General features: G+C 44.6%; 25 protein-coding genes. 10 read left to right on the top strand and 15 right to left on the bottom strand.

Translation table 11 applies throughout. From position 1 onward, the window contains the following. Window positions 1–241: 241 nt before the first annotated feature. The 12 genes from mgtE to LDO37_RS03095 all read right to left on the bottom strand — a co-directional run bounded on the left by mgtE (window position 242) and on the right by LDO37_RS03095 (window position 9,512). Window positions 242–1,600, bottom strand: a complete 1,359-nt coding sequence (mgtE, locus tag LDO37_RS03150) for a magnesium transporter (RefSeq protein WP_101113360.1) — start codon at window positions 1,598–1,600, stop codon at window positions 242–244. Between the two features lie 134 nt (window positions 1,601–1,734). Beyond that, window positions 1,735–2,007: an HPr family phosphocarrier protein gene (locus LDO37_RS03145; protein WP_101113361.1), complete on the bottom strand. Its 273-nt coding sequence runs from the start codon at window positions 2,005–2,007 to the stop codon at window positions 1,735–1,737. A gap of 29 nt (window positions 2,008–2,036) precedes the next feature. Then, the gene (rapZ, locus tag LDO37_RS03140; protein WP_126607827.1) at window positions 2,037–2,930 is read right to left on the bottom strand and encodes an RNase adapter RapZ; all 894 of its coding nucleotides are present in this window, start codon (window positions 2,928–2,930) and stop codon (window positions 2,037–2,039) included. Between the two features lie 2 nt (window positions 2,931–2,932). Next, complete coding sequence (gene ptsN / locus LDO37_RS03135; RefSeq protein ID WP_101113363.1) at window positions 2,933–3,376, bottom strand: PTS IIA-like nitrogen regulatory protein PtsN; 444 nt, start codon at window positions 3,374–3,376, stop codon at window positions 2,933–2,935. Window position 3,377: 1 nt separating this feature from the next. Beyond that, window positions 3,378–3,665 carry a ribosome hibernation promoting factor gene (gene hpf, locus LDO37_RS03130; RefSeq protein WP_101113364.1) on the bottom strand — a complete coding sequence of 96 codons (288 nt, stop codon included), beginning with the start codon at window positions 3,663–3,665 and terminating at the stop codon, window positions 3,378–3,380. Window positions 3,666–3,688: 23 nt separating this feature from the next. Then, window positions 3,689–5,161 carry an RNA polymerase factor sigma-54 gene (locus tag LDO37_RS03125; RefSeq protein ID WP_101113365.1) on the bottom strand — a complete coding sequence of 491 codons (1,473 nt, stop codon included), beginning with the start codon at window positions 5,159–5,161 and terminating at the stop codon, window positions 3,689–3,691. 61 nt (window positions 5,162–5,222) lie between these two features. Next, window positions 5,223–5,948 carry an LPS export ABC transporter ATP-binding protein gene (gene lptB / locus LDO37_RS03120; protein ID WP_101113366.1) on the bottom strand — a complete coding sequence of 242 codons (726 nt, stop codon included), beginning with the start codon at window positions 5,946–5,948 and terminating at the stop codon, window positions 5,223–5,225. A 5-nt stretch (window positions 5,949–5,953) separates the two neighbouring features. Further along, a complete protein-coding gene (lptA, locus tag LDO37_RS03115) occupies window positions 5,954–6,451 on the bottom strand; it encodes a lipopolysaccharide transport periplasmic protein LptA (RefSeq protein ID WP_101113367.1) in 498 nt (165 codons plus the stop codon). Further along, on the bottom strand, window positions 6,432–6,995 hold the full coding sequence (gene lptC, locus LDO37_RS03110; protein ID WP_101113368.1) for an LPS export ABC transporter periplasmic protein LptC: 564 nt from the start codon (window positions 6,993–6,995) through the stop codon (window positions 6,432–6,434). Before lptC ends, lptA begins: the two co-directional genes overlap by 20 nt. Next, the gene (kdsC, locus tag LDO37_RS03105; RefSeq protein ID WP_126607828.1) at window positions 6,992–7,549 is read right to left on the bottom strand and encodes a 3-deoxy-manno-octulosonate-8-phosphatase KdsC; all 558 of its coding nucleotides are present in this window, start codon (window positions 7,547–7,549) and stop codon (window positions 6,992–6,994) included. Before kdsC ends, lptC begins: the two co-directional genes overlap by 4 nt. Beyond that, window positions 7,549–8,520, bottom strand: a complete 972-nt coding sequence (gene kdsD, locus LDO37_RS03100; protein ID WP_126607829.1) for an arabinose-5-phosphate isomerase KdsD — start codon at window positions 8,518–8,520, stop codon at window positions 7,549–7,551. The genes kdsC and kdsD overlap by 1 nt, the downstream gene beginning before the upstream one ends. A gap of 26 nt (window positions 8,521–8,546) precedes the next feature. Next, window positions 8,547–9,512, bottom strand: coding sequence for a calcium/sodium antiporter (locus LDO37_RS03095; protein ID WP_126607830.1), 966 nt, complete (start codon window positions 9,510–9,512; stop codon window positions 8,547–8,549). Between the two features lie 256 nt (window positions 9,513–9,768). On the opposite strand from LDO37_RS03095, the gene mlaF reads away from it, so the two are divergent. The 8 genes from mlaF to LDO37_RS03055 all read left to right on the top strand — a co-directional run bounded on the left by mlaF (window position 9,769) and on the right by LDO37_RS03055 (window position 15,287). After that, window positions 9,769–10,584 carry a phospholipid ABC transporter ATP-binding protein MlaF gene (mlaF, locus tag LDO37_RS03090; protein ID WP_126607831.1) on the top strand — a complete coding sequence of 272 codons (816 nt, stop codon included), beginning with the start codon at window positions 9,769–9,771 and terminating at the stop codon, window positions 10,582–10,584. Next, a complete protein-coding gene (mlaE, locus tag LDO37_RS03085; protein WP_126607832.1) occupies window positions 10,581–11,369 on the top strand; it encodes a lipid asymmetry maintenance ABC transporter permease subunit MlaE in 789 nt (262 codons plus the stop codon). The genes mlaF and mlaE overlap by 4 nt, the downstream gene beginning before the upstream one ends. A gap of 2 nt (window positions 11,370–11,371) precedes the next feature. After that, a complete protein-coding gene (mlaD, locus tag LDO37_RS03080) occupies window positions 11,372–11,863 on the top strand; it encodes an outer membrane lipid asymmetry maintenance protein MlaD (protein WP_126607833.1) in 492 nt (163 codons plus the stop codon). After that, on the top strand, window positions 11,863–12,522 hold the full coding sequence (mlaC, locus tag LDO37_RS03075; protein WP_126607834.1) for a phospholipid-binding protein MlaC: 660 nt from the start codon (window positions 11,863–11,865) through the stop codon (window positions 12,520–12,522). Before mlaD ends, mlaC begins: the two co-directional genes overlap by 1 nt. Then, window positions 12,522–12,881 carry an STAS domain-containing protein gene (locus LDO37_RS03070; RefSeq protein ID WP_126607835.1) on the top strand — a complete coding sequence of 120 codons (360 nt, stop codon included), beginning with the start codon at window positions 12,522–12,524 and terminating at the stop codon, window positions 12,879–12,881. Before mlaC ends, LDO37_RS03070 begins: the two co-directional genes overlap by 1 nt. A 12-nt stretch (window positions 12,882–12,893) precedes the next feature. Then, complete coding sequence (ibaG, locus tag LDO37_RS03065) at window positions 12,894–13,148, top strand: BolA family iron metabolism protein IbaG (RefSeq protein ID WP_101113377.1); 255 nt, start codon at window positions 12,894–12,896, stop codon at window positions 13,146–13,148. Between the two features lie 9 nt (window positions 13,149–13,157). Further along, window positions 13,158–14,420, top strand: a complete 1,263-nt coding sequence (murA, locus tag LDO37_RS03060) for a UDP-N-acetylglucosamine 1-carboxyvinyltransferase (RefSeq protein WP_126607836.1) — start codon at window positions 13,158–13,160, stop codon at window positions 14,418–14,420. A gap of 135 nt (window positions 14,421–14,555) precedes the next feature. Beyond that, a complete protein-coding gene (locus LDO37_RS03055) occupies window positions 14,556–15,287 on the top strand; it encodes a 1-acylglycerol-3-phosphate O-acyltransferase (RefSeq protein ID WP_126607837.1) in 732 nt (243 codons plus the stop codon). A gap of 131 nt (window positions 15,288–15,418) precedes the next feature. Here the strand turns inward: LDO37_RS03055 and LDO37_RS03050 are convergent, their stop codons facing one another. The 3 genes from LDO37_RS03050 to pepA all read right to left on the bottom strand — a co-directional run bounded on the left by LDO37_RS03050 (window position 15,419) and on the right by pepA (window position 20,492). Beyond that, window positions 15,419–18,292: a valine--tRNA ligase gene (locus LDO37_RS03050; protein ID WP_126607838.1), complete on the bottom strand. Its 2,874-nt coding sequence runs from the start codon at window positions 18,290–18,292 to the stop codon at window positions 15,419–15,421. A 106-nt stretch (window positions 18,293–18,398) separates the two neighbouring features. Further along, entirely contained in the window at window positions 18,399–18,848 is a 450-nt protein-coding gene (locus tag LDO37_RS03045; RefSeq protein WP_126607839.1) for a DNA polymerase III subunit chi, read from the bottom strand. Window positions 18,849–18,980: 132 nt separating this feature from the next. After that, window positions 18,981–20,492, bottom strand: a complete 1,512-nt coding sequence (pepA, locus tag LDO37_RS03040; protein WP_101113382.1) for a leucyl aminopeptidase — start codon at window positions 20,490–20,492, stop codon at window positions 18,981–18,983. Between the two features lie 191 nt (window positions 20,493–20,683). Here pepA and lptF point away from each other — a divergent pair, with 191 nt between their 5' ends. Both lptF and lptG read left to right on the top strand, forming a co-directional pair. After that, window positions 20,684–21,781, top strand: coding sequence for an LPS export ABC transporter permease LptF (gene lptF, locus LDO37_RS03035; protein WP_126606749.1), 1,098 nt, complete (start codon window positions 20,684–20,686; stop codon window positions 21,779–21,781). Between the two features lie 3 nt (window positions 21,782–21,784). Then, window positions 21,785–22,855 (top strand): LPS export ABC transporter permease LptG, encoded by a 1,071-nt coding sequence (lptG, locus tag LDO37_RS03030; RefSeq protein ID WP_126606750.1) that lies wholly within the window; start codon window positions 21,785–21,787, stop codon window positions 22,853–22,855. Window positions 22,856–23,001 lie beyond the last annotated feature (146 nt).

Below are 23,001 nucleotides of genomic sequence, written 5' to 3'. Positions count from 1 at the left end.
GAGAAGTTCACAAATTTCTCACAAAGAGGTACTGAGTTTGTCACAAGTTTCTTAACCCGCTTTGTGAAAAACACCTGAAACTTTTCTGACATTCATTGATAAAAGCGTTTTAGGGGCTGCAAAAAGCGCTCCCATAAAAGAAAAAATCGCGCTTACTGAAACAGTAAACGCGATGAATTTGGAAGGCTATTTTCAAACAAACTCCATCAGTAGGTAGTTTGAAAATAAATAACTTAAATGGTTAGACGATAAACAAGGTAGCAAGCCCTAAGAAGACCATAAGCCCTACAACATCCGTTACGGTCGTTAACGCCATTCCACCAGCTAAAGCCGGATCAATATTTCTCTTTTTCAAAAAGATTGGAATGCTCACGCCTGCTATTCCCGCAACCAATAGGTTTGTCATCATGGCAGCAGAAATCACCCCACCAAGCAGCCAATCATCTTTCCAAACAACAACAATACCACCAATAATCAAAGCCCAAAGCAAGCCATTCAGAAAGCCAATCGCCGCCTCTTTGAGCAATAACTCGCGTTTGTTGGTATCACCAATGTGCCCTAGCGCCAAACCACGGATCACCAGTGCAACCGTTTGATTCCCTGCGACTCCCCCCATAGAAGGAACAATAGTCATCAATACGGCGATTGCTGCCATTTCCTGTAGAGTGGCTTCAAAAAGGTTAGAAACAGAAGCTGCAGTTAACGCGGCTAACACGTTAGCCCCGAGCCAAATACTCCGCTTACGAGCCGATTTAACGACCGGTGCGAAGGTATCTTCCTCATCGTCCAAACCCGCTAAGCTCATCATAGAGTGCTCGGCGTCTTCACGGATGACGTCAACAACGTCATCAATGGTAATTCGACCGACCAAATGATTGTCTTCATCAACCACTGGGGCGGAAACCCAATTTCTCCGCTCAAACAGACTCGCGACATCGCTATCACTGGCATTGACGGAAATCGCTTCGTCCGCGTCCTCCATGATTTCACTGATTTGAACATCTGGCTGAGAAGTCAGTAAGGTTGTTAGGTGTAAATACCCTGTTAACTTACTGGTTTCGTCAATCACATAGAGTGCATCTGTCGCCTCTGGGAGCTCCCCTTTAATGCGCAGATAACGCAAAACCACATCAACATCCACGTCGCTTCGGATAGTGATGACGTCGGTGCTCATTAGACTGCCGGCGGTATCTTCGTCATACGCCAACGCGGTTTCGATCCGATGCCTATCCGCGGTATCCATCTGAGATAGAACTTCACGAGAAAGGTCATCAGGAAGACTTCGAAGTACGTAGGCTACGTCATCCGTTTCAAGCCCTTCCGTTGCTTCAGCCAGCCTCTCTGGTGCCATTTTGGACACTAGGCTGTCTTTCACATCTTCAGAAAGCTCATCAAGGATTTCGCCGTAATCTTCCGGATCCGTGAGTTGCCAAAGCACATCACGGCTTTTACGAGGAGAAGCTTGCAGGAGGTGGGCGATATCTTCCGGCTCCATATCTTGGAGCATACGGCGAACATGGACAAATCGACCGCTGTCTAACGCATCGCTTACTTCTTGTAGGGTTTGATGAGTTTGGTCAATTTCTAACTGCTCAGCCATTCTCGTCCCCTATTTTTACATTCGTTTACAATATGTTGAGTATACCCAAACTGCCTGAAGATGCTAGGTTCAGCGAGAAGGAGATGACCAACAATATGTGAAAGAGACGAGAAATATGTGAAAGAGGCGAAAAATCACTCTTCTTCGTCGAAACGATGCTCAATCAGGTCACAAACAGCGCTTAAGGCTTGTTCGGCATCTTCACCAACAGCAGAAATGGTAACGCTTTGCCCCTGAGAAGATTCCAACATAAGTAGCCCCATGACGCTTTCAGCAACTACGGTTTTCTCACCGTTACTGACACTGATATCGGCATTGAAGCTTTGGGCGAGTTCAACAAGTTTGATGGCTGCACGAGCGTGCAAGCCGAGGCGATTTTGAATAAAAACAGTTCTACAGCATTCCATTGCCAATTTTTACTCTCTTAGTCCGGTAATTATTTGTGGTGTTTTTCCAAGCTTGTATGACGAATCTGTACTTGTTGACCTTGCTTTGTAAAATACTCACCAAGCTGTTGCGTTATATACACTGAACGATGCTTACCGCCAGTACAGCCAATAGCCACTGTTAGATAACTGCGATTGTTTTTCTGCAATAACGGGAGCCAGTGTTCGATAAAGGTTTGTATCTGGTCTTTCAGATCTAGCACTGTATCGTGCTTCTCTAAAAAGGCTTTTATGGGTGCATCTAACCCAGTTTGCGGGCGCAATTCAGGTTCCCAATGTGGGTTAGGCAAAAACCGAACATCAAATACGTAGTCCGCATCGTTAGGCAGCCCGTATTTAAATCCAAAAGATTCAAACACCATCACGAGTTCTTTACTTTCTCGACCTTCGACTCGCTGGCGTACCGTTTCACTCAAATCGTGCAGTGATTGATTACTGCTGTCTAACACCAGATCGGCGTATTCTTTGAGATTCAGCAATAGCCCTTTCTCTAACCGAATTGCTTGTTCAAGTGAAAGCTTTTCTTTCGGCCTCATCGACAATGGATGGATTCGGCGGGTTTCGCTGTAGCGTTTTAGCAGAGTGTTTTCATCGGCATCTAAAAACAGAACATTCACATCAAGTTCGGATTTAAGTTTGGTCAACGTCGTCGTAACCAAAGCAGGATCTTGAGGAAGGTTTCGGATGTCAATACTTACGGCTACGTTTTGTTGGCCACCCTGAATGGACTGTACAAAGTTTTCTAACAGTGAAACAGGCAAGTTATCGACACAGTAATAACCGAGATCTTCTAAAACTCGAAGCGCCACACTCTTTCCTGCCCCGGATTGACCACTGATGACAATCAAGCGTTTTTTGTCTGATGGCTGAGAAGAGTTCGTCATGACTATTGCGTTATGATGTCGTAAAGCTCTTGATCGGACTGAGCATTACGAAGAGATTTAAGGGTCGACTTATCGTTTAAGCGTTCAGCCATAGCAGATAAGGTTTTCAGGTGAGTTTTGCATTGAGCATCGGGTACCAATAATGCAAAAAGCAAATCCACTGGACGATTATCTATGGCATCGAATTCAATCGGCGCCTGACATTGCAGTAAAACGGCGACAGCTTGGTCGCTGTCCATCATACGACCATGTGGAATAGCAATACCATTGCCGATTCCAGTACTGCCCATTTTTTCTCTATTGAGCATGCATTCGAACAGCTCTGTAGAGTTTTGCCCCGTGTGTGTGGCGGCAACTTCACTGATAATTTCCAGTGCTCGTTTTTTGCTTGTACATTGGACTGCACTTTTTGTGCAGTCCAATGCAAGTACTTCGCTTAATTGCATGTTAGTGGCTACTTAGCTTTTCTTTGTGCTTATTGAGTTGTCGAACTAATTTATCGACTAAAGAGTCAATGGCAGCATACATGCTTTCGTTTGTCGAAGTCGCATGAATGTCTCCCTGGTTGACATGAAGTGTAGCTTCTGCGATTTGATTCAACTTTTCAACACGCAGTACTACTTGAACTTGATTGATGTGATCGAAGAATCGCTCTAGCTTTTGGAACTTGGATTGAACGTAGTCTTGCATTGAATCGGTAAGATCAACGTGGTGCCCTTGGATATTGATTTGCATAGACTTTCCTTCTTACTGTTGGCCTAGAGTAGGCGTTTACGCTGACTGGATGGCGCAATGCCGAGGGACTCTCTGTATTTTGCGATCGTTCGCCTCGCAACTTGTATCCCTTGGTCAGCTAACAAAGCGGCAATCTTGCTGTCACTGAGAGGCTTAGCGATGTTTTCCGCAGCCACCAGCTTTTTAATTAATGCGCGAATTGCCGTTGACGAACACTCTCCACCGTTATCGGTACTGACGTGACTAGAAAAGAAATATTTCAGTTCAAAAATACCACGCGGAGTGTGCATATACTTTTGAGTGGTGACCCTTGAAATGGTCGATTCATGCATATCCACCGCCAGTGCTATATCGTTTAGCACCATTGGTTTCATCGCTTCCTCACCATATTCAAAGAAATCATGCTGATGCTCAACAATGCAACGTGCAACTTTGAGCAATGTCTCGTTTCTACTTTCTAAGCTCTTAATCAGCCATTTCGCTTCTTGTAAGTTGGTTTTTATGAACTGACTGTCTGAACTGTTTCCTTTACCTAAGGCAGCGTATTGCTGGTTCACTTTAAGCTTTGGTACGCTATCTGGATTAATGGACACTCGCCATTGACCATGTTCTTTAAATACAGAAACATCAGGAATAACGTATTCCGTTTCATCCGGTGTCACACTGCTGCCAGGACGAGGGTCCAACTGTTGAATCAATGACAATACATCGCGTAAATCTGATTCTTTTAGCTTCGTTTCTTTGATGATTAACTTGTAATCACGATTGCCCAAATGATCGATGTGATTTTCAAGTAATGATTTAGCCTGAGATAACCAAGGCGTATCTTCAGGAAACGTCGCCAATTGCAATAAAAGGCACTCTTGCAGATTTCGGGATGCAACGCCAAGTGGGTCAAACTGCTGGATGCGTTTGAGAACGGCTTCTACCTCATCCAACTCAACTTCTTCGTTCCCCATACTCTCCAAAATATCTTGAGTATCGATGGTGAGATAACCGTGATTATCAACCGCATCGATGATCGCCATTGCTATGGTTCTATCAGTGTCGGTGAATGGAGTTAGGTCGAGTTGCCAAGTCAGGTAGTCTTGGAGGCTTTGGGTGGTCTCACCCTGATAGACAGGTAGGTCATCGTCTAGTGCAATACCTGTGTTACCAGTATTTGCGCTGTAAACGTCTTCCCATGTTGTGTCGATTTCTAGGTCGTTGCTGATTTCGGACTTTTCAATCAAATCCGAACTGTCACTTAATTCTGGTTCTACAGTAATTTCTTCGTTGGACTCTTTCTCATTAGCGCTAGCTTCTTTGGCGGCTTCTTCATTGGAGGGGCTTTCTTCACTACCTTCATCCACGTCTAAAAGTGGGTTTGACTCCAAGGCTTCTTGAATCTCCTGCTGCAAGTCCAACGTTGACAGTTGCAACAAACGAATCGCTTGTTGTAACTGAGGCGTCATCGCCAGTTGCTGACCTAGCTTTAATTGTAATGAGGGTTTCATGTAGTCCTTTTCTTATCTTTCTAATTCGGGAAGGATGTGCCAATTGGTATCCTCTATTTAATCATAGACGGAATTGCTCACCCAGATAAACCCGTTTTACCTGTTCATTATTGAGAACCTGTTCCGGTGTTCCTTCCGCGATTAAATGCCCTTGGCTCACAATATACGCACGCTCACACACATCAAGGGTTTCACGAACATTGTGATCGGTAATCAATACACCCAATCCCCTGTCTCGTAGGTGCTCTATGATCTTTTTGATATCAATGACAGAAATTGGGTCTACCCCCGCAAACGGCTCATCCAGCAAAATAAATTTCGGATTTGCTGCCAATGCTCGGGCAATCTCTACTCGGCGTCTTTCACCACCAGAAAGTGCCATACCATTACTTTTACGGATATGCTGAATATGGAATTCGTCCAATAAATCTTCAAGCCTGTCTTGGCGCTGCTCACGCGAAAGTTCCTTACGAGTTTCCAGCACGGCCATAATATTGTCTTCCACCGACAATTTTCGGAAGATAGACGCTTCTTGAGGCAAGTACCCAATACCAAGTCTCGAGCGCGAGTGCATAGGCAATATACTGATATCTTGATCATCAATAGAGATACGACCTTCATCACGACCAACCAATCCGACGATCATGTAAAACGATGTCGTTTTACCCGCACCATTTGGCCCCAACAACCCTACTATTTGACCTGATTTTACCTCTAAGCTGACATCAGTGACTACTTTTCGTTTTTTATAGCTCTTCGCCAGATTTTCCGCTTTTAAGATTGCCATCTAAATTACTGTTTCTTCGTCTGAGTGGGTTGTAGGACAGTCGATACACGTTCGCCTTTTTTGCTATCGGCAATCAATTTTTGAGGCGTAATCAAGTACTTAATAAGTGGACCTTTAATCACACTATCATCTTGAGACAACACAGCATTCTCAGTCATCGTCAGCAAGTCTTTGCGAACTTGATAGAGCAAAATATTAGCTTCACCATGTAACGTTTTGCCATCATCTGTCAACTGAGTAAAGACTGCCGTCTTACCAAACGCCTCTATTTGCTCGATACTCTCATCTTCGGAATTTCGAATCACGATCACTTTGTCTGCTGTGATATTGATGCTGCCTTGCTTAAGAACGACATCACCCACAAAAGTCACTTTGTTGCTGATCATATCCAGCGCTTGGCTGTCAGAGTTTATATAGATAGGCTGCTCTGAATCTGTGCTTAAAGCCCAGACAGGAGCAGATAAAACTAAGCAAGAAATTAAGCTAAGGAGTCTTCGTCTCATATTTACTTTGCACTTGTTTTAACAGGGTTGCGGTGTTGTCGCCAAAATTGCCCACCATCGCATTCCCATTTGAAATAAATGTCGGACCAACAAGCGCTACAGGCTCGTCGGTATTAAAATCTTTACTGATCAACTCAATGATGAGCTTTTCTGTCGTCATAGAATCAAATCCCGCCTCTGGGTTGAGATTCTTTGCAAGCACGTTACCCGTCAAGGTAAGTACATTATCATCATCCAAAACACCTTTGTCGGCAGTCACTCGCCACTCTTTTGTATGACCTTCGCGAAATACACTCAGCTCCAGCTTCTCAAAAATGGTATCACCGCTTTTTGCAAAGTGATCCAAATAGCTAGAACGGATATCAAAATTTCTTACACCACCTTCGGTGTAACTGGTGTTAAGCAAGTCTTTACCAGAAAATGCAGGGAGCTCAATATCTGGCTTCACCTGAAGTATTTCCGGTTCACTTTTACCGTATAGATAATACACACACCAGCAAGATATAAAAATAAGAACAAGGTATATAGGACGAGGAAGCGTCATATACTCAAACCTTTGTGACTATCCAACTCACCACGCGCTTCCAATACAAGGTCGCATACTTCACGTACAGCACCATGACCGCCTTTAATGTGCGTCACGTAATTGGCTCTTTTCACCAATAGTGGGTGACCATCTGCCACACACACTTTTAACCCAACTTTTTCCATCACTGGCCAGTCGATCAGATCATCGCCGATGTATCCTGTGTGTTCTGGTGCGATATTCAGTTTTTCACAAATATCTGCATAAGCTTTTAACTTGTCATCCTGTCCTTGATAGATCAAGGAGATGCCTAAGGCGGTCATCCGGTTCTCGACTATCTTAGACTGCCTACCTGTAATAATCGCAATTTCAATACCTGCACTCATTAAAGCCTTAATACCGTAACCGTCTCTTGTGTGAAACGTTTTCAGTTCTTCTCCCTGATTCCCCATATACACCAGACCATCAGAAAACACGCCATCCACATCGCAAATCAGTAATTTTAGGTTCTTTGCTATGTTAAATACGTCGCGGTTAACATCGCCATAAATCGTTGAAATCATCTGACTCACTACATAACTCCGGCTTTCAAAAGATGATGGATATTGAGGGCACCAACAAGCGTATTATTCTCAGACAACAATAAACTGGTTATGCTCCGTGCTTGCATCATATTCACAGCTTCTACCGCTAACATGTCCGGTGAAGCCATCATAGGGTTTTCTGTCATAACAGAACCTATAGGTGCGGTATGAATATCGACTTTTTTATCAAGAAGACGACGCAGATCACCGTCTGTAAAGATACCTAGGACCTGATCGCTTGAATCCACAACCGCCGTCATTCCTAAACCTTTTTGAGATATCTCTAATAACGCATCTTTTACTGACGCTTCTGGTGATACCTTGGGAAGCGCATCGCCAATTTGCATGATATCGGCGAGCTTCAAGAGAAGTTTACGCCCTAAGGCACCGCCAGGATGAGAAAGCGCAAAGTCGTCTGCGGTGAAACCTCTCGCTTGGAGGAGTGACACCGCCAGTGCATCCCCCATCACTAGTGTTGCTGTCGTACTTGTCGTAGGAGCAAGCCCTAAACTGCAAGCTTCTTCAGGGACATGAATGCACAAGTGGACGTCGGCCTGTGTTGCCATATTGGAAGACGGCTTACCTGTCATTCCGATAATACCGATACCTCTGCGCTTTAAAACGGGGTAAAGCGCTAAGATTTCTGAGGACTCACCAGAGTTCGAGATTGCCAGCACGATGTCGCCATTTTCTACCATGCCTAAGTCGCCATGACTCGCCTCTCCAGGATGAACAAAAAAAGCAGGAGTACCAGTACTTGCCAACGTCGCGGCTATCTTTTTACCAATATGACCGGACTTACCCATGCCCATGACCACAATTTTGCCTTTAGCCTCGAGGATTGCATCACAAGCCCGGACAAAAGAAGCATCAAAATACTGCTCAAGCTGAGACAGCCCTTGGATTTCAATTTCCAAGACTTTTCTCGCGGCACTACAGAAATCGAATGTTTTCGACATGGATAGGCTCCTGAAGAAGAAATAGACTAAGCAGCTACATTATAAAAAAGATAACCTTGGTAAACCGCAAAAATAGTGAACAGAATGCCACCTTCAATGCGGTTGACGCTTCGCGATTTGCCCAGTGCCATTACGACGAGTAATAACGAAACAGCAAGTATGACCCAAAAGTCACGTCCCATTGCATGCTCATTAAGAATAGAAGGGTTTAAGATTCCCGGAATACCCATTACGGCAAGAATATTGAAAACGTTTGAGCCAATGATATTACCGACAGCCATGTCATCTTCACCCTTCATTACACCAGCTAAAGAAGCGGCCAATTCAGGCAAACTGGTACCAATCGCAATAATGGTTAACCCAATGACTAAATCACTCATACCAAAGTATTTTGCGATGATTACAGCGTTATCCACCAAGATATCCGCTGATAGTGGCAGCAGAATAAGACCGATAACCGCCCACATCACCGCTTTAGAATTTGGCATTCCCTCGGGGATTTCAGATTCTTGATCTTCAACGAATGCATCGCCATTTTGTTTTTCTTTTTGGCTAATTCGCAGCATCGCAAGAATGAACGCAGCAAAAAGAACAAACAACAAAATACCTTCGTAGAAACCAAGGAAATTGTCGAACATCAATGCGCCCGCCACGACGGTGACGACGATCATAAGAGGAAGCTCGCGTCGAACCACGACAGAACTAATAGATAAAGGCTTAATAAGCGCGGTAATACCCAAAATAAGGGCTATATTGGCGATGTTTGAACCTAAGACATTTCCTACCGCTGTGTCTGTCTTTCCATCTAAAGCAGCGGTAGCAGAAACCATCATCTCTGGTGCAGAGGAACCCATTGCTAAAATGGTCATACCGATTACCAATGGTGAGATACCAAAATTTCGGGCAAGAGCCGCAGCTCCTAAAACCAATTTATCTGCGCTCCAGACGAGCAAAGTTAAGCCTACGACAAGCAACGCAACGGCTTCAAGCATGATGTTCCCTTTAAATTAACTGAGTAGAAAGACAAGTAGCCGCTAATTTTGACGGTTCGTGACCCAAAATGGAAGCCATTATAGTAAAAAGAAACAAGGATTCGCGACAGACTAACGGTATTAAGAAAGGATGCTCGGTTTGAGTTTTGGGTTAAATTAAGGTCATATTCGTTAGCTTTACTTTGAATTCAACGCGTTTAGTGCTTATCATTGCCAATTCACCTCAGCTCAACTAGCAGCATATTAGAAGAACTTTATGTCGACAGCGGATTTAGTCACCATTCAAAACCTGACTTTCTATCGTGGAACAAGAAAAATCTTTGATGATGTCACCCTATCTGTTCCCAAAGGAAAAATTACTGCCATCATGGGGCCTTCTGGTATCGGAAAAACAACCTTACTCCGCCTGATCGGGGGACAAATTCACCCTGATAATGGCGATGTCATCTTTGATGGCGATAATATTCCTCGCCTTTCTCGACATGCACTGTACGAAGCGCGTAAGAAAATGAGCATGCTTTTTCAATCTGGTGCACTCTTTACTGATATCAATGTCTTTGAAAATGTTGCGTATCCTCTAAGAGAACACACTGAACTTAGCGAAGAGCTCATTCGTAGTATTGTTTTACTCAAACTTGAAGCCGTAGGGTTACGAGGTGCCGCAGAATTAATGCCCAGCGAACTTTCCGGCGGTATGGCTCGCAGAGCGGCTTTAGCAAGAGCTATCGCCCTAGACCCCGAGCTCATTATGTATGACGAACCATTTGTCGGACAAGATCCAATCACCATGGGTGTATTGGTGAAGCTCATTCAGAATTTAAACCAAGCGCTGAACCTCACTTCAATAGTCGTGTCTCACGATGTACCGGAAGTCATGAGTATCGCAGACCATGCTTACATTCTTGCCAATGGCAAAATCATTGCGAGCGGAACACCTAAGGAATTGATGGCGAACCCAGACCAAAATGTACAGCAATTCCTGACTGGAATGGCAGACGGTCCCGTCCCATTCCAATTCCCAGCAGGTGACCTGACTCAAGATCTTTTCAATACACCGGGAAGTGCTCAATGAACACCTTGCTGAATGTTATAACAAGTGTTGGACACAGCACGCTGTCAATTTGTCGAGCTTGGGGACGGGCGACACTCATGCTTTTTGGTGCACTGGTTGCCAAACCTCAGCCAATCAAACACTTTCCGTTGCTGGTAAAACAACTTTACAGTGTAGGTGTCCAGTCAATGGTCATCATCGTGCTATCTGGGTTGTTCATCGGCATGGTCATTAGCCTGCAAGGGTATGTCGTTTTAGTCGATTTCGGTGCAGAAGGCGCATTAGGTCAGATGGTGGCTCTTTCGCTTTTGCGAGAATTAGGTCCAGTGGTGACTGCGCTGTTATTTGCTGGGCGAGCGGGCTCTGCTTTAACAGCTGAAATCGGTTTAATGAAAGCCACCGAGCAGTTATCCAGTATGGAAATGATGGCCGTTGACCCACTTAGAAGAGTCATTGCTCCTCGTTTTTGGGCTGGCGTCATTTCAATGCCACTTCTTGCAATGATTTTTATGGCTGTTGGTATCTGGGGCGGTCAACTTGTCGGTGTTGACTGGAAAGGCATCGATCACGGAAGCTTTTGGGCTTCGATGCAGTCCTCTGTGGAACTAGGACAAGATATTGGTAACAGTTTAATTAAAAGTACCGTCTTTGCTTTAACAGTTACATGGATAGCACTTTTTAACGGATACGATGCGATTCCAACATCTGAAGGGATCAGTCGTGCTACAACTAAAACAGTGGTGCACTCATCACTGGCTGTTCTGGGCCTCGATTTCGTCCTTACAGCACTTATGTTTGGGAACTAAAGATGCAACAAACTCGTAAACTGGAATTATTAGTAGGAAGCTTTGTCATCGCGAGTGTGATTGCCATTCTTGTTATGATTCTAAAAGTCGCCGATGTAAAAAGTTTTGGTTCAGGGGAAACCTATCAGCTGAAAGCCCAGTTCGATAACATCGGCAGTTTAAAACTCCGCTCCCCCGTGAAAATTGGTGGTGTTGTTGTTGGGCGTGTTTCGGACATCACTTTGGACATTGAAAGCTACTTGCCCGTTATTACGCTCACTATTGATAAGCAATATGGTGAATTCCCAGAAACATCTAGCGCACAAATCCTCACTTCAGGATTAATTGGTGAGCAATATATCGGGTTGATACCCGGTTTTGTTGATGAAGACATCGACATGTTGCAGGATGGCGACTATATAGAGGATACGAAGTCAGCACTAGTACTCGAAGATCTCATTGGACAGGTCTTGTATCGCGTCGGTGGTGACTCAGAGAGTTCGGAGGAACCGTAATGAAATGGTTTAAAAAATGGACATTAGCAGCAACGCTAGGCGCTCTTTCGCTTGTCAGCATTGTACAAACTAGCGCGGCACAAACTATTGATGCCACCAAACCGTACGACATGATGCGACAAGTCGCCGACAAGACGTTCTCTCGCCTAAAAAACGAGCAAAGCCAGATCAAATCCAACCCAGACACACTAAAAGTTGTGGTTGAAGAGGAGCTGATGCCCTTTGTAAACAATCGCTACGCTGCGTTGAAACTGCTTGGACCGAACTTAAAAAAATCGAAAAAAGAAGACGTTAAAGTTTTTGTTGAAGCTTTTCGCGCTTACCTTGTGACGTCTTACGCTCAAGTTTTGACTCAGTACACTGATCAATCAATAGAATTCGCCCCAGCAAGACCACTCGATCCTAAAAGCCGTATTATCTCTATTCGAGTAGAAATCATCGACAACCCAAACCCAAACATTAAACTCGACTTTAAATTGAGAAAAGATAAAAAAAGCGGCGAATGGGCTGCATTTGATATGGTGGCTGAAGGGGTAAGCCTGCTCTCAAGTAAGCAGTCAGAATGGAACAGCAAAATTAGAAGAGATGGACTCTTAGAGGTCAGCAAAGATTTGCAAGAATTGGCAGCGAGACCAATTCAATTCAAGGACACAAAATAATGAGTCATCCCCAGTGGCAGCAAGTCGCCCCGACTCAGTGCCAACTTTCCGGGAACTTGGATCGTGAAAGTGTCCCCAATTTATGGCAATTTTTGAAGAAACGAAAAACTGACACGACTCAGCTAAATATTGACATGCGCGAAGTGAAACGCGTCGATTCCGCTGGTATGGTGATGCTGATTCACTTAATAGAGCATGCAAAAAAGCAAAACTGTCATATAATGCTCAGTTTCGTGCCTGACCAGCTGCGCACTTTGTGTCAACTGAGTAATGTCGAAGCAATGCTATTCCCCGAAACTGAAACCGCACAAAAGTCTCAGATTGAATCATCGGGTGAACGCAATCACATTGAAGTTTAAATAGGATCTACCGTGGACAGCGTTGAAGTAAAAAACATTTTAGATCAAGCTCTTAATCTAGAAGAGTTACACGTAAAAGGGGAAGGCAGCCACTACGAAGTGATTGCTGTAGACCCAAGTTTTGATGGAATGAACCGTGTAAAAAAACAGCAGCTCATCTACGCTCCGCTGATGGAATACATTCAAAGAAACGATATTCATGCAGTTTCGATTAAGGCTTACACGCCGGAAGAATGGGAACGCGATAAGAAACTGATGTCTCTTTAAGGTTGATTGATGGAAAAGTTTCGAGTTAAACGTTCGGGTCCTCTAACTGGTGAGGTCTCAATCTCTGGTGCTAAAAACGCCGCCCTACCGATTTTATTTGCTTCCATTCTCGCAGAAGAACCTGTTGAAGTAACCAATGTACCTAAGTTGCGTGACATTGATACGACAATGGAGTTACTGAAGCGTTTAGGCGCTCAAGTAGAGCGTAATGGTTCTGTGCATGTAGATGGTCGCTCTATTGATCAATACTGCGCGCCATATGATTTAGTAAAAACCATGCGCGCTTCCATTTGGGCATTAGGCCCTCTGGTCGCTCGATTTGGTCAAGGTCAGGTTTCGCTACCAGGCGGTTGCGCGATCGGCGCACGCCCTGTTGATCTCCATATTTATGGTCTTGAACAACTTGGGGCCACTATTACCCTTGAAGAAGGGTATGTGAAAGCTGAAGTCGATGGACGCCTTAAAGGTGCTCACGTCGTGATGGATAAAGTCAGTGTCGGCGCAACTATTACTGTAATGTGTGCAGCCACTCTTGCAGAAGGTAAAACGGTTTTAGATAACGCAGCTCGTGAACCTGAAATTGTTGATACTGCAGCGTTCCTAAACACATTGGGAGCTAAAATCTCAGGAGCTGGTACAGACACCATTACCATCGAAGGTGTTGAACGCTTGGGTGGTGGTAAACACTCCGTGGTAGCTGACCGCATCGAGACGGGTACTTTCCTTGTCGCTGCGGCAGTGTCTGGCGGTAAGATCCTATGTAAGAACACCAGCGCGTCATTACTTGAAGCTGCTCTTGCAAAGCTGGAAGAAGCCGGTGCTTTAGTGGAAACAGGTGAAGATTGGATCAGCTTAGATATGACTGGTCGCGATCTGAAAGCGGTATCCATTCGCACAGCGCCTCACCCTGGCTTCCCTACCGATATGCAGGCTCAATTTACGCTGTTGAACATGATGGCAAAAGGAAGTGGGGTCATTACTGAAACCATTTTTGAAAATCGGTTTATGCACGTTCCAGAGCTAATGCGAATGGGAGCAAAAGCTGAGATCGAAGGCAATACAGTTATTTGTGGCGATACCGATGGATTGAGTGGCGCTCAAGTTATGGCAACCGATCTGCGAGCTTCTGCAAGCCTAGTGATTGCCGGATGTATTGCCGAGGGCGAAACCGTTGTTGATCGCATCTATCACATCGATCGTGGCTACGAAAAAATCGAAAGCAAATTGTCTGCACTTGGTGCTAACATTGAGCGATTCAGAGAGTCTAGTTAAACTCGAGCTTTGAATCTAAAAGCCGGAAACTGTCTATCTCAGGTTTCGGCTTTTTTGTTGCGTATTACCCCGCTTCCGTTTATTTTCCGATCGCATGGTTTAAACGTAAGTAGAATAACTATCAAAGAGAATTTTATGATCGCTTTATTGCGTCTCATTGCGGTGGCAATCTTCGCCGTCTTAATGTTTGTATTTGGGTGTGGCTATTGCCTATTGAGCCCAAGAAACCCTAAACACGTCTTTACCTTTGGCCGTTACTTCGGGCGTATGTCCAGAGTATTCGGCATTAAATTGGATCTTAGGATCCCGGAAGATGCGTATAAGCGTGGTCAGCATATTTACATTGCCAATCACCAAAATAACTGGGATATCTTTACTGTCTCATCTGCAGTGACACCAAATGTGGTAACGGTTGGAAAGAAAAGCCTTGCCTACATGCCACTGTTTGGTCAACTTTACTGGATCACCGGCAATATCCTTATTGATCGCGCCAATCGCAGTAAAGCCATGGGTACGATTGAACAAGTCGTTGAAAAAATCAAAGGTCGTGACATTTCAGTATGGATGTTCCCTGAAGGTACTCGCTCTCGTGGCAGAGGCTTACTTCCATTCAAAACAGGCGCTTTTCATGCCGCGGTTGGGGCTCAAGTACCAATCATTCCAATTGTATGCAGTACTACAGAAGGTAAGTTTAAGCTTAATCGCTGGAACAATGGCCATGTCATTGTTGAAATGCTTCCACCAGTCAGTATTGACGGTTATGGCAAAGAGAATGTCCGTGAGTTGGCTAATCTATGCCGTGAACAAATGAAGCAAAAACTTGAAGAGTTAGACGCAGAAGTCGAGCAACTAAATACTCAAAAATAATTTAAGATCTTAAATCGAGGTCTTAGTTTAGAAACGATTCTGCCAGTATTTAGATATAAAAAATCCGGTCATCTAAGATGACCGGATTTTTTTGATTCAAGCTTCCAAACCAAAGGTAAGGAAGCCTAACGTTAAAGTGCAGCAATCGTTGCTTTTTGCTCTTCAAGCTTCACCAAAGTGTCTTGGTAGCCTTCAAGTTTTTCACGCTCTTTAGCGATTACAGCTTCTGGCGCCTTAGCAACAAAGCCTTCGTTACTCAGCTTGCCTTCGATGCGCTTGATTTCGCCGTGTGTTTTCTTTACTTCTTTATCAAGACGAGCAAGTTCTGCATCTTTGTCGATAAGACCTGCCATTGGGATCATCAATTCAGACTTGCCAACCAGTTTAGTCGCACACGCTGGAGTCTCAGCGCCGTCTGCAAGTACAGTCAAACTATCTAGCTTGGCAAGAGAGTTCAGAACCACCTTGTTGGCTTCAATACGCGCAGCGTCTTTCTCGCTTGCAACTTTGATCATTACGTCTAGACCTTTGCTAGGTGCAATGTCGTATTCCGCACGTAGGTTACGAATAGCGGTGATAAACGTCTTCACCCACTCAATATCTTCGACGATCTCTGCATTGAAATTATCTTCGTTAAACTGAGGAAGCGCTTGAGTCATGATTGTCTCGCCCTCAACACCCTCTACTAGCGGCTTAACGCTCTGCCAGATAGATTCTGTGATGTAAGGAAGCACTGGGTGAGCAAGACGTAACGTCTTCTCTAGAACGGTGATCAGCGTGTAACGAGTTGCTTGTTGTTGAGCTTCAGTCCCTTTCCAAAGCACAGGCTTAGTTAGCTCTAAGTACCAGTCACAGAATTGGTTCCAGATGAATTCGTAAAGCGTGTTAGCAGCCATGTCTAGACGATAGTTGTCTAAATGAGCATTAAACTCTTTCGCAGCCACTTCAAACTGAGATTCAATCCACTTGTCTGCTAGAGAGAATTCCATGTTTACACGATCTTCAACAGACAGTGACATGCCACAGTCGTGCTCTTCTGTGTTCATCAGTACGTAACGGCTTGCGTTCCATAGCTTGTTACAGAAGTTGCGGTAACCTTCTAGACGCTTCATATCCCAGTTGATGTCACGACCTGTTGAAGCCATAGCAGCAAGAGTGAAACGCAGAGCATCGGTGCCGTATGGTTCGATACCGTTTTCGAATGTTTTACGTGTGTTCTTTTCGATCTTAGCGGCTAGTTTTGGCTGCATCATGTTGCCACAACGTTTCTCAACCAAAGACTCTAAGTCGATGCCGTCAATCATATCGATAGGATCAAGTACATTACCTTTCGACTTAGACATCTTATCGCCGTTCTCATCACGGATAAGACCCGTCATGTAAACCGTTTTGAACGGTACCTGCGGTTTGCCATCTTCGTCTTTCACGAAGTGCATGGTCATCATGATCATACGAGCAACCCAGAAGAAGATGATATCGAAACCAGATACCAATACTTCAGATGGGTGGAACGTTTTCAAAGCCTCAGTATCTTCCGGCCAACCTTGTGTACCGAACGTCCAAAGTGCAGAAGAGAACCATGTATCGAGTACGTCGTCATCTTGCTTAAGCACAACCACAGGCGCTAGGTTGTTCTTTTCACGAACTTCTTCTTCAGTGCGACCTACGTAAACTTTACCATCGTTGTCGTACCATGCTGGGATGCGATGTCCCCACCAAAGTTGACGAGAGATACACCAATCTTGTACGTCACGCATCCACGCGAAGTACATGTTTTCGTATTGCTTAGGCACGAATTGAATCTGACCATCTTCAACCGCTTTTACTGCTGGTTCCGCAAGAGGGGCAGTACGTACATACCACTGGTCGGTTAACATTGGTTCGATAACTACGCCACCACGGTCACCGTAAGGGACCGTTAGGTCGTGATCTTTGATTTCATCTAGAAGACCAAGTTCTTCGAATTCAGCAACAATAGCTTTACGAGCAGCAAAACGCTCCATGCCTTGGTACTTAGCTGGGATTTCTGTCGAGTACACATCGCTTTCTTCGCCGTTAGTAGTGAACACTTCAGCAGCATCACGGATATCAGCGTTGAACGTTAGGATGTTGATCATTGGCAGGTTGTTTCGCTTACCCACTTCGTAATCGTTAAAATCGTGAGCAGGCGTAATTTTCACACAACCTGTGCCTTTTTCCATGTCAGCGTGTTCATCACCTACGATAGGGATAAGACGATTAACAACAGGAAGCAGGATTTCTTTGCCGATAAGATCTTTGTAGCGTGGATCTTCTGGGTTAACCGCAACACCGGTATCGCCAAGCATGGTTTCTGGACGAGTAGTCGCAACGACAATATAGTCTTTGCCGTCAGCAGTTTTAGCACCGTTCGCCAGCGGGTAACGGAAGTGCCACATAAAGCCTTTTTTGTCTTTATTTTCAACTTCAAGATCAGAAATTGCAGTGTGCAATTTAGGGTCCCAGTTTACTAGACGCTTGCCACGGTAGATTAAGTCCTCTTCGTATAGACGAACAAACACTTCTTGAGTTGCAGCAGACAAGCCGTCATCCATTGTGAAGCGTTCACGATCCCAATCTACAGATGCACCAAGGCGACGAAGTTGCTGAGTGATCGTGCCACCCGATTCATTTTTCCATTCCCAGATTTTGTCGATGAAAGCATCACGTCCGTAGTCGTGTTTTGTTTTGCCTTCTTCAGCGGCGATCTTACGCTCTACAACCATCTGAGTTGCGATACCCGCGTGGTCAGTACCAACCTGCCAAAGGGTGTTTTTCCCCTTCATACGCTCTGCACGAATCAAAGTATCCATGATGGTATCTTGGAATGCGTGGCCCATATGCAGGCTACCCGTGACATTCGGCGGTGGGATCATAATGCTGTATGAGTCTTTGGTCGTGTCACCGTGTGGCTTAAAGTAGCCTTTCTCTTCCCAAGCTTGATACAAAGCTTGTTCAATAGATGTTGGGTTATATGTCTTTTCCATAGTGCTCTTAGATGGATACGTTTACGGGTTAATCTTGGTCAAACTTTATAATTGAGAACTCTCAGTACGGTAAGTACTTGCGAAACCTCTTAACTATAAGGTTTGACTAAGGGTTTTGAATCTCGATAGTTTCCAGCTGATACCCAGCTTGACGGTAAATTTTATACCTTTCTCGAGCTTGTTGCTTAGCTTTTTCTTCGCAGGGAACGAAGTCTACCACTTGACCAAAGGTTGGAGCAAAAGTTGTCTTGTCATTCGCCATATTTATAACGAGCTGTCGGTTCCACGCAGGCTTCACATTTGAGTAACCAATTTCGATCCCCGTCCCTGATTTGGGTCCCTCACCCACCAAGTTATGCGCAACAAACGTTTCAGGTTTCGCCTGAAAAAACAGTTCTGCAACCGCTTCTGCACTCTTTTTGTTTTCTGCATTGACGTACACTTTCGCACCCAGCTTGGCAAAATGATGAGCAAGAAATACAACATACGTGTGAAACCCCAATTCTTCAGACTGAGGGCTATTTTTTTTGATCAAATAAAATGTTGCTGTTGCCATCTGCTATCACAACTCATTTAAAATGCGGTATGTGGTTCAATAGGAACCTTCTGTTAAAAAGCTAAACGCAGTTAAAAAGCTAAATACAATTAAAAAGAAAGGGCCTTTCGGCCCTTTCTAAAATTTGAAGATTTACTCTTCAGTATCCTGGCCGCTTCGGTTCAGAAGGAATTGGACCAGCATTGAGACGGGACGACCAGTCGAGCCTTTGTCTTTACCGCCAGATCGCCAAGCCGTGCCTGCTATATCAAGGTGCGCCCAGTTGTATTTCTTAGTGAAGCGAGACAAGAAACAACCCGCAGTAATCGTACCGGCTGATTTGCCACCAATATTTGCCATATCAGCAAACGGGCTAGCAATTTGTTCTTGGTACTCTTCCCCCATAGGCAAACGCCATGCGCGATCACCAGCTTGCTCAGAAGCATTAATCAATTCATGAGAAAGTGGGTTATGGTTCGAAATTACGCCGCTAATGTGATGACCCAATGCGACAACACATGCGCCCGTCAACGTCGCTACGTCAACCACACATTCTGGTTCAAAACGTTCTACATACGTTAGTGCATCACAAAGAACCAAACGCCCTTCCGCATCGGTGTTCAATACTTCAACCGTTTGACCTGACATCGTCGTTAAGATGTCGCCAGGACGGTAAGCATTGCTACCAGGCATGTTTTCACAACCAGCTAGGATACCAACAACATTAATTGGAAGGTTTAACTTTGCGAGAGCCTTCATCGTACCGAATACAGATGCAGCACCACACATGTCGTACTTCATTTCATCCATGCCTGCACCCGGCTTCAATGAAATACCACCTGAATCAAACGTCAGCCCCTTACCGACCAATACAATTGGCTTGGTGTCAGGATCTGGTGCACCTTTGTATTCCATAATGGACATAAGAGACTCGTTGTGAGAACCACGACCAACAGCTAGGTAAGAAGTCATACCCAGCTTTTCCATCTCTTCTTCACCAATGATCTTGGTCGTTACCGTTTCGTGCTCATCAGCTAAACGGCGAGCTTGAGATGCAAGATACGCAGGATTCGCTACGTTTGGCGGCATGTTGCCCAGATCTTTCGACGCTTTCACGCCTGATGCTACGGCTAAACCGTGGCTGATCGCTTTCTCGCCTAAATTCAGCTCACGACGAGTTGGTACGTTGAATACAAGCTTGCGCAAAGGACGACGAGTTTCTGGCTTCGTGCTTTTGAATTGATCAAACGTGTACAAGCCGTCTTTCGTTGACTCAACAGCTTGACGAACTTTCCAGTAAGTATCTCGACCTTTAACGTGCAATTCTGTTAGGAAGCAAACTGCCTCCATTGAGCCTGTCTCATTAAGTGTGCTGATGGTTTTCTGAATAATTTCTTTGTATTGGCGCTCACCAAGCTCACGCTCTTTACCACAGCCTACGAGTAGAACGCGCTCAGACAAAACACCAGGTACTTGATGCAAAAGTAGCATCTGCCCTGGTTTTCCTTCCAAGTCACCGCGTCGTAATAGTGAACTGATGTAGCCATCACTAATTTTATCGAGCTGCTCCGCTACTGGAGAAAGACGGCGAGGCTCAAAAACACCAACAACGATACATGCGCTGCGCTGTTTCTCAGGGCTGCCACTTTTTACACTGAACTCCATGCGTACTCCTACATCCTGAAGACAAACTGAACTAAATGTTAGATAATGGCGACTTAGCTTAAAATATTCACGTTGGAACGCTAAGCCCATTATGTTGACTAACAATTAGCCAAAGATTTAAAAATAAAAGATTCAACGAGAAATTATAGTGATTCAATTAAAAAAACAAGTTTTCTATAGGTGATTTCAGCGTGATTATTGTTAGATATTTGATCCGCGAGACAATCAAGACTCAATTTGCGGTATTTTTAGTCCTGTTTTTGATCTTTCTTAGCCAAGAATTCATTCGAGTACTGTCTAACGCCTCTGATGGCGATGTGCCCGCTCGTTTGATCTTAACGCTAGTCGGTTTAAACATGCCCACAATGGGAATGTTAATGCTGCCGTTAAGTTTATATCTTGGGATCTTACTGACTTTCGGGCGGCTGTACGCTGAAAGTGAGATTACCGTAATGAACGCGACCGGAATCGGGAATAAATTCTTGATTCAAGCGGCACTTAGCTTAGCGGTAATCACAGGAGCTTTAGCGGCATTTAACTCTTTGTGGTTATCCTCTTGGAGCCAACAACAAATCACCCAAATATTCTCGGAAATCGAATCGGATAACAGTATCGACCTGCTGCAAAAAGGGCAATTTCAAGCCTCTCCTGATGGTTCTGCCGTCGTCTTTGTCGATGATATTGAAAATAAAGAGTTAAAAAACGTCTTTATTGCTCAGTTAATACCGAGAGATTCTATTCGCCCAAGTGTCATGTTTGCAGACACAGGGAAGATGCAAGAGCTATCTGATGGTCGCCAAGTTCTTACTCTTTATGATGGTAAAAGATACGAAGGTATTCCGACTCGTCTCGATTACATGATAACCGATTACAAAGAGTATGAAGCCTTGATAGGACAAAGAGCGGCTGCGCAACGTTCATTAAGCTTAATGGCCACGCCAACGCTTGATCTTATCAACTCAGACGACAAGCGATCTCAAGCCGAGCTTCAATGGCGAATTTCTCTTATCGTTTGTATTCCCCTGCTTACGATGATTGTTATTCCGCTTTCCGCGGTAAACCCTCGCCAAGGTCGTTTTGCGAAAATGGCACCGGCGGTACTCATTTACCTTACCTACTTCCTGCTACTGAGTTCCGGAAAATCAGCCATTGAAGAGGGCAGTTTACCGGCGTCAATTGGGCTGTGGTCAATCAATGGTGTAACGCTTCTTTTGGGTATATTACTCAATAGTATGGACAGTACTTTCGTGCGGCAGTTAAAAGAAAATTTCAGAAGAAAGGTGGCGTAAAGCGTGTTTAAGATCCTCGATTGGTACATTGGTCGAACTATCATCTCGACCACCGCTTTAACTCTGACGACTTTGGTCGGTTTATCCGCCATCATCAAATATGTTGAACAACTTAGGGCTGTCGGCGAAGGCAGCTACGATGCATTACTCGCTTTCTATTACGTAATGTTGGCTCTACCTCGTGATGTGGAATTGTTTTTTCCAATGGCTGTATTACTGGGTGCTCTAATTGGTCTTGGAATGTTAGCGGCAAGTTCCGAATTAGTAGTCATGCAGGCATCGGGTTACTCTAAGCTAGATATCGGTTTCTCAGTACTTAAAACAGCCATTCCTATCATGGTCATTGTAATGATGCTTGGTGAATGGGGCGCCCCTGCCACCCAAAAAATGGCGAGAGAATTACGGACATTCGCGGTATCGGGAGGTAACATCGTATCTGTACGAAGTGGCGTATGGGCGAAAGATGGCGGCAACTTCATCTATGTAGGGCGAGTAAATGGGGAGCAATTGCAAGGTGTTAACGTTTGGTTCTTTGATGAGGATAAGAAATTAGCCCACACCATGTTTGCAAAGGAAGCTAACTACGCCTCAGATCGTACTTGGGAAGTAAAAGATGTCGTCAAAACCAGCTTTGATAATGACGTTGAAATATCAAAAGAAAAAATTGCACTCCAAAGTTGGACAACCACATTAACCCCAGACAAGCTAGCCGTAGTAACCGTTCAACCTGAAGAGCTGCCCCTAACTGAGCTTTGGAGCTACGTAACCTACCTAAAAGATTCAGAGCAGGATGCAAGCCGCTATGATTTGGCTTTCTGGCGTAAAGCCACTCAGCCCATATCGGTCGGAGTCATGATGTTTGTGGCCATGTCCTTTGTGTTTGGTCCACTTCGAAGCGTGACCATGGGGGCAAGAATTCTTTCTGGTGTTATTGCGGGATTTGGTTTCTACATTTTTGCCGAAACCTTCAGTAACGTCAGTTTACTCTATAAGCTTCCTGCCCCTGTTGGTGCACTGGTTCCCAGTATCGTATTTATGAGCATCGCAATTTTATTGATGCGGCGAAAAGTGTAAGCACTCCCTAACAATAGAAAAGGAGGGCACCCTCCTTTTCAAATTATTTAACCTGAACTCGGGATAAGAGGTTAGCTAACCCATTAAAATAAATAAACATTTTCTATTGAGGCACTCTAATGAGAAATTTTCACTTAAGACAAGGC

Origin of the sequence: Vibrio penaeicida, assembly GCF_019977755.1 — a bacterium.
GTDB classification, from domain to species: Bacteria; Pseudomonadota; Gammaproteobacteria; order Enterobacterales; family Vibrionaceae; genus Vibrio; species Vibrio penaeicida.
This window is presented reverse-complemented; position numbering and strand designations above follow the sequence as displayed.

Bases quoted from the DNA above. Each gene is read 5' to 3' on its own strand.
- mgtE (WP_101113360.1), bottom strand. From the start codon at position 1,600: ATGGCTGAGCAGTTAGAAATTGACCAAACTCATCAAACCCTACAAGAA.
- LDO37_RS03145 (WP_101113361.1), bottom strand. From the start codon at position 2,007: ATGGAATGCTGTAGAACTGTTTTTATTCAAAATCGCCTCGGCTTGCAC.
- rapZ (WP_126607827.1), bottom strand. From the start codon at position 2,930: ATGACGAACTCTTCTCAGCCATCAGACAAAAAACGCTTGATTGTCATC.
- ptsN (WP_101113363.1), bottom strand. From the start codon at position 3,376: ATGCAATTAAGCGAAGTACTTGCATTGGACTGCACAAAAAGTGCAGTC.
- hpf (WP_101113364.1), bottom strand. From the start codon at position 3,665: ATGCAAATCAATATCCAAGGGCACCACGTTGATCTTACCGATTCAATG.
- LDO37_RS03125 (WP_101113365.1), bottom strand. From the start codon at position 5,161: ATGAAACCCTCATTACAATTAAAGCTAGGTCAGCAACTGGCGATGACG.
- lptB (WP_101113366.1), bottom strand. From the start codon at position 5,948: ATGGCAATCTTAAAAGCGGAAAATCTGGCGAAGAGCTATAAAAAACGA.
- lptA (WP_101113367.1), bottom strand. From the start codon at position 6,451: ATGAGACGAAGACTCCTTAGCTTAATTTCTTGCTTAGTTTTATCTGCT.
- lptC (WP_101113368.1), bottom strand. From the start codon at position 6,995: ATGACGCTTCCTCGTCCTATATACCTTGTTCTTATTTTTATATCTTGC.
- kdsD (WP_126607829.1), bottom strand. From the start codon at position 8,520: ATGTCGAAAACATTCGATTTCTGTAGTGCCGCGAGAAAAGTCTTGGAA.
- LDO37_RS03095 (WP_126607830.1), bottom strand. From the start codon at position 9,512: ATGCTTGAAGCCGTTGCGTTGCTTGTCGTAGGCTTAACTTTGCTCGTC.
- mlaF (WP_126607831.1), top strand. From the start codon at position 9,769: ATGTCGACAGCGGATTTAGTCACCATTCAAAACCTGACTTTCTATCGT.
- mlaE (WP_126607832.1), top strand. From the start codon at position 10,581: ATGAACACCTTGCTGAATGTTATAACAAGTGTTGGACACAGCACGCTG.
- mlaD (WP_126607833.1), top strand. From the start codon at position 11,372: ATGCAACAAACTCGTAAACTGGAATTATTAGTAGGAAGCTTTGTCATC.
- mlaC (WP_126607834.1), top strand. From the start codon at position 11,863: ATGAAATGGTTTAAAAAATGGACATTAGCAGCAACGCTAGGCGCTCTT.
- LDO37_RS03070 (WP_126607835.1), top strand. From the start codon at position 12,522: ATGAGTCATCCCCAGTGGCAGCAAGTCGCCCCGACTCAGTGCCAACTT.
- murA (WP_126607836.1), top strand. From the start codon at position 13,158: ATGGAAAAGTTTCGAGTTAAACGTTCGGGTCCTCTAACTGGTGAGGTC.
- LDO37_RS03055 (WP_126607837.1), top strand. From the start codon at position 14,556: ATGATCGCTTTATTGCGTCTCATTGCGGTGGCAATCTTCGCCGTCTTA.
- LDO37_RS03050 (WP_126607838.1), bottom strand. From the start codon at position 18,292: ATGGAAAAGACATATAACCCAACATCTATTGAACAAGCTTTGTATCAA.
- LDO37_RS03045 (WP_126607839.1), bottom strand. From the start codon at position 18,848: ATGGCAACAGCAACATTTTATTTGATCAAAAAAAATAGCCCTCAGTCT.
- pepA (WP_101113382.1), bottom strand. From the start codon at position 20,492: ATGGAGTTCAGTGTAAAAAGTGGCAGCCCTGAGAAACAGCGCAGCGCA.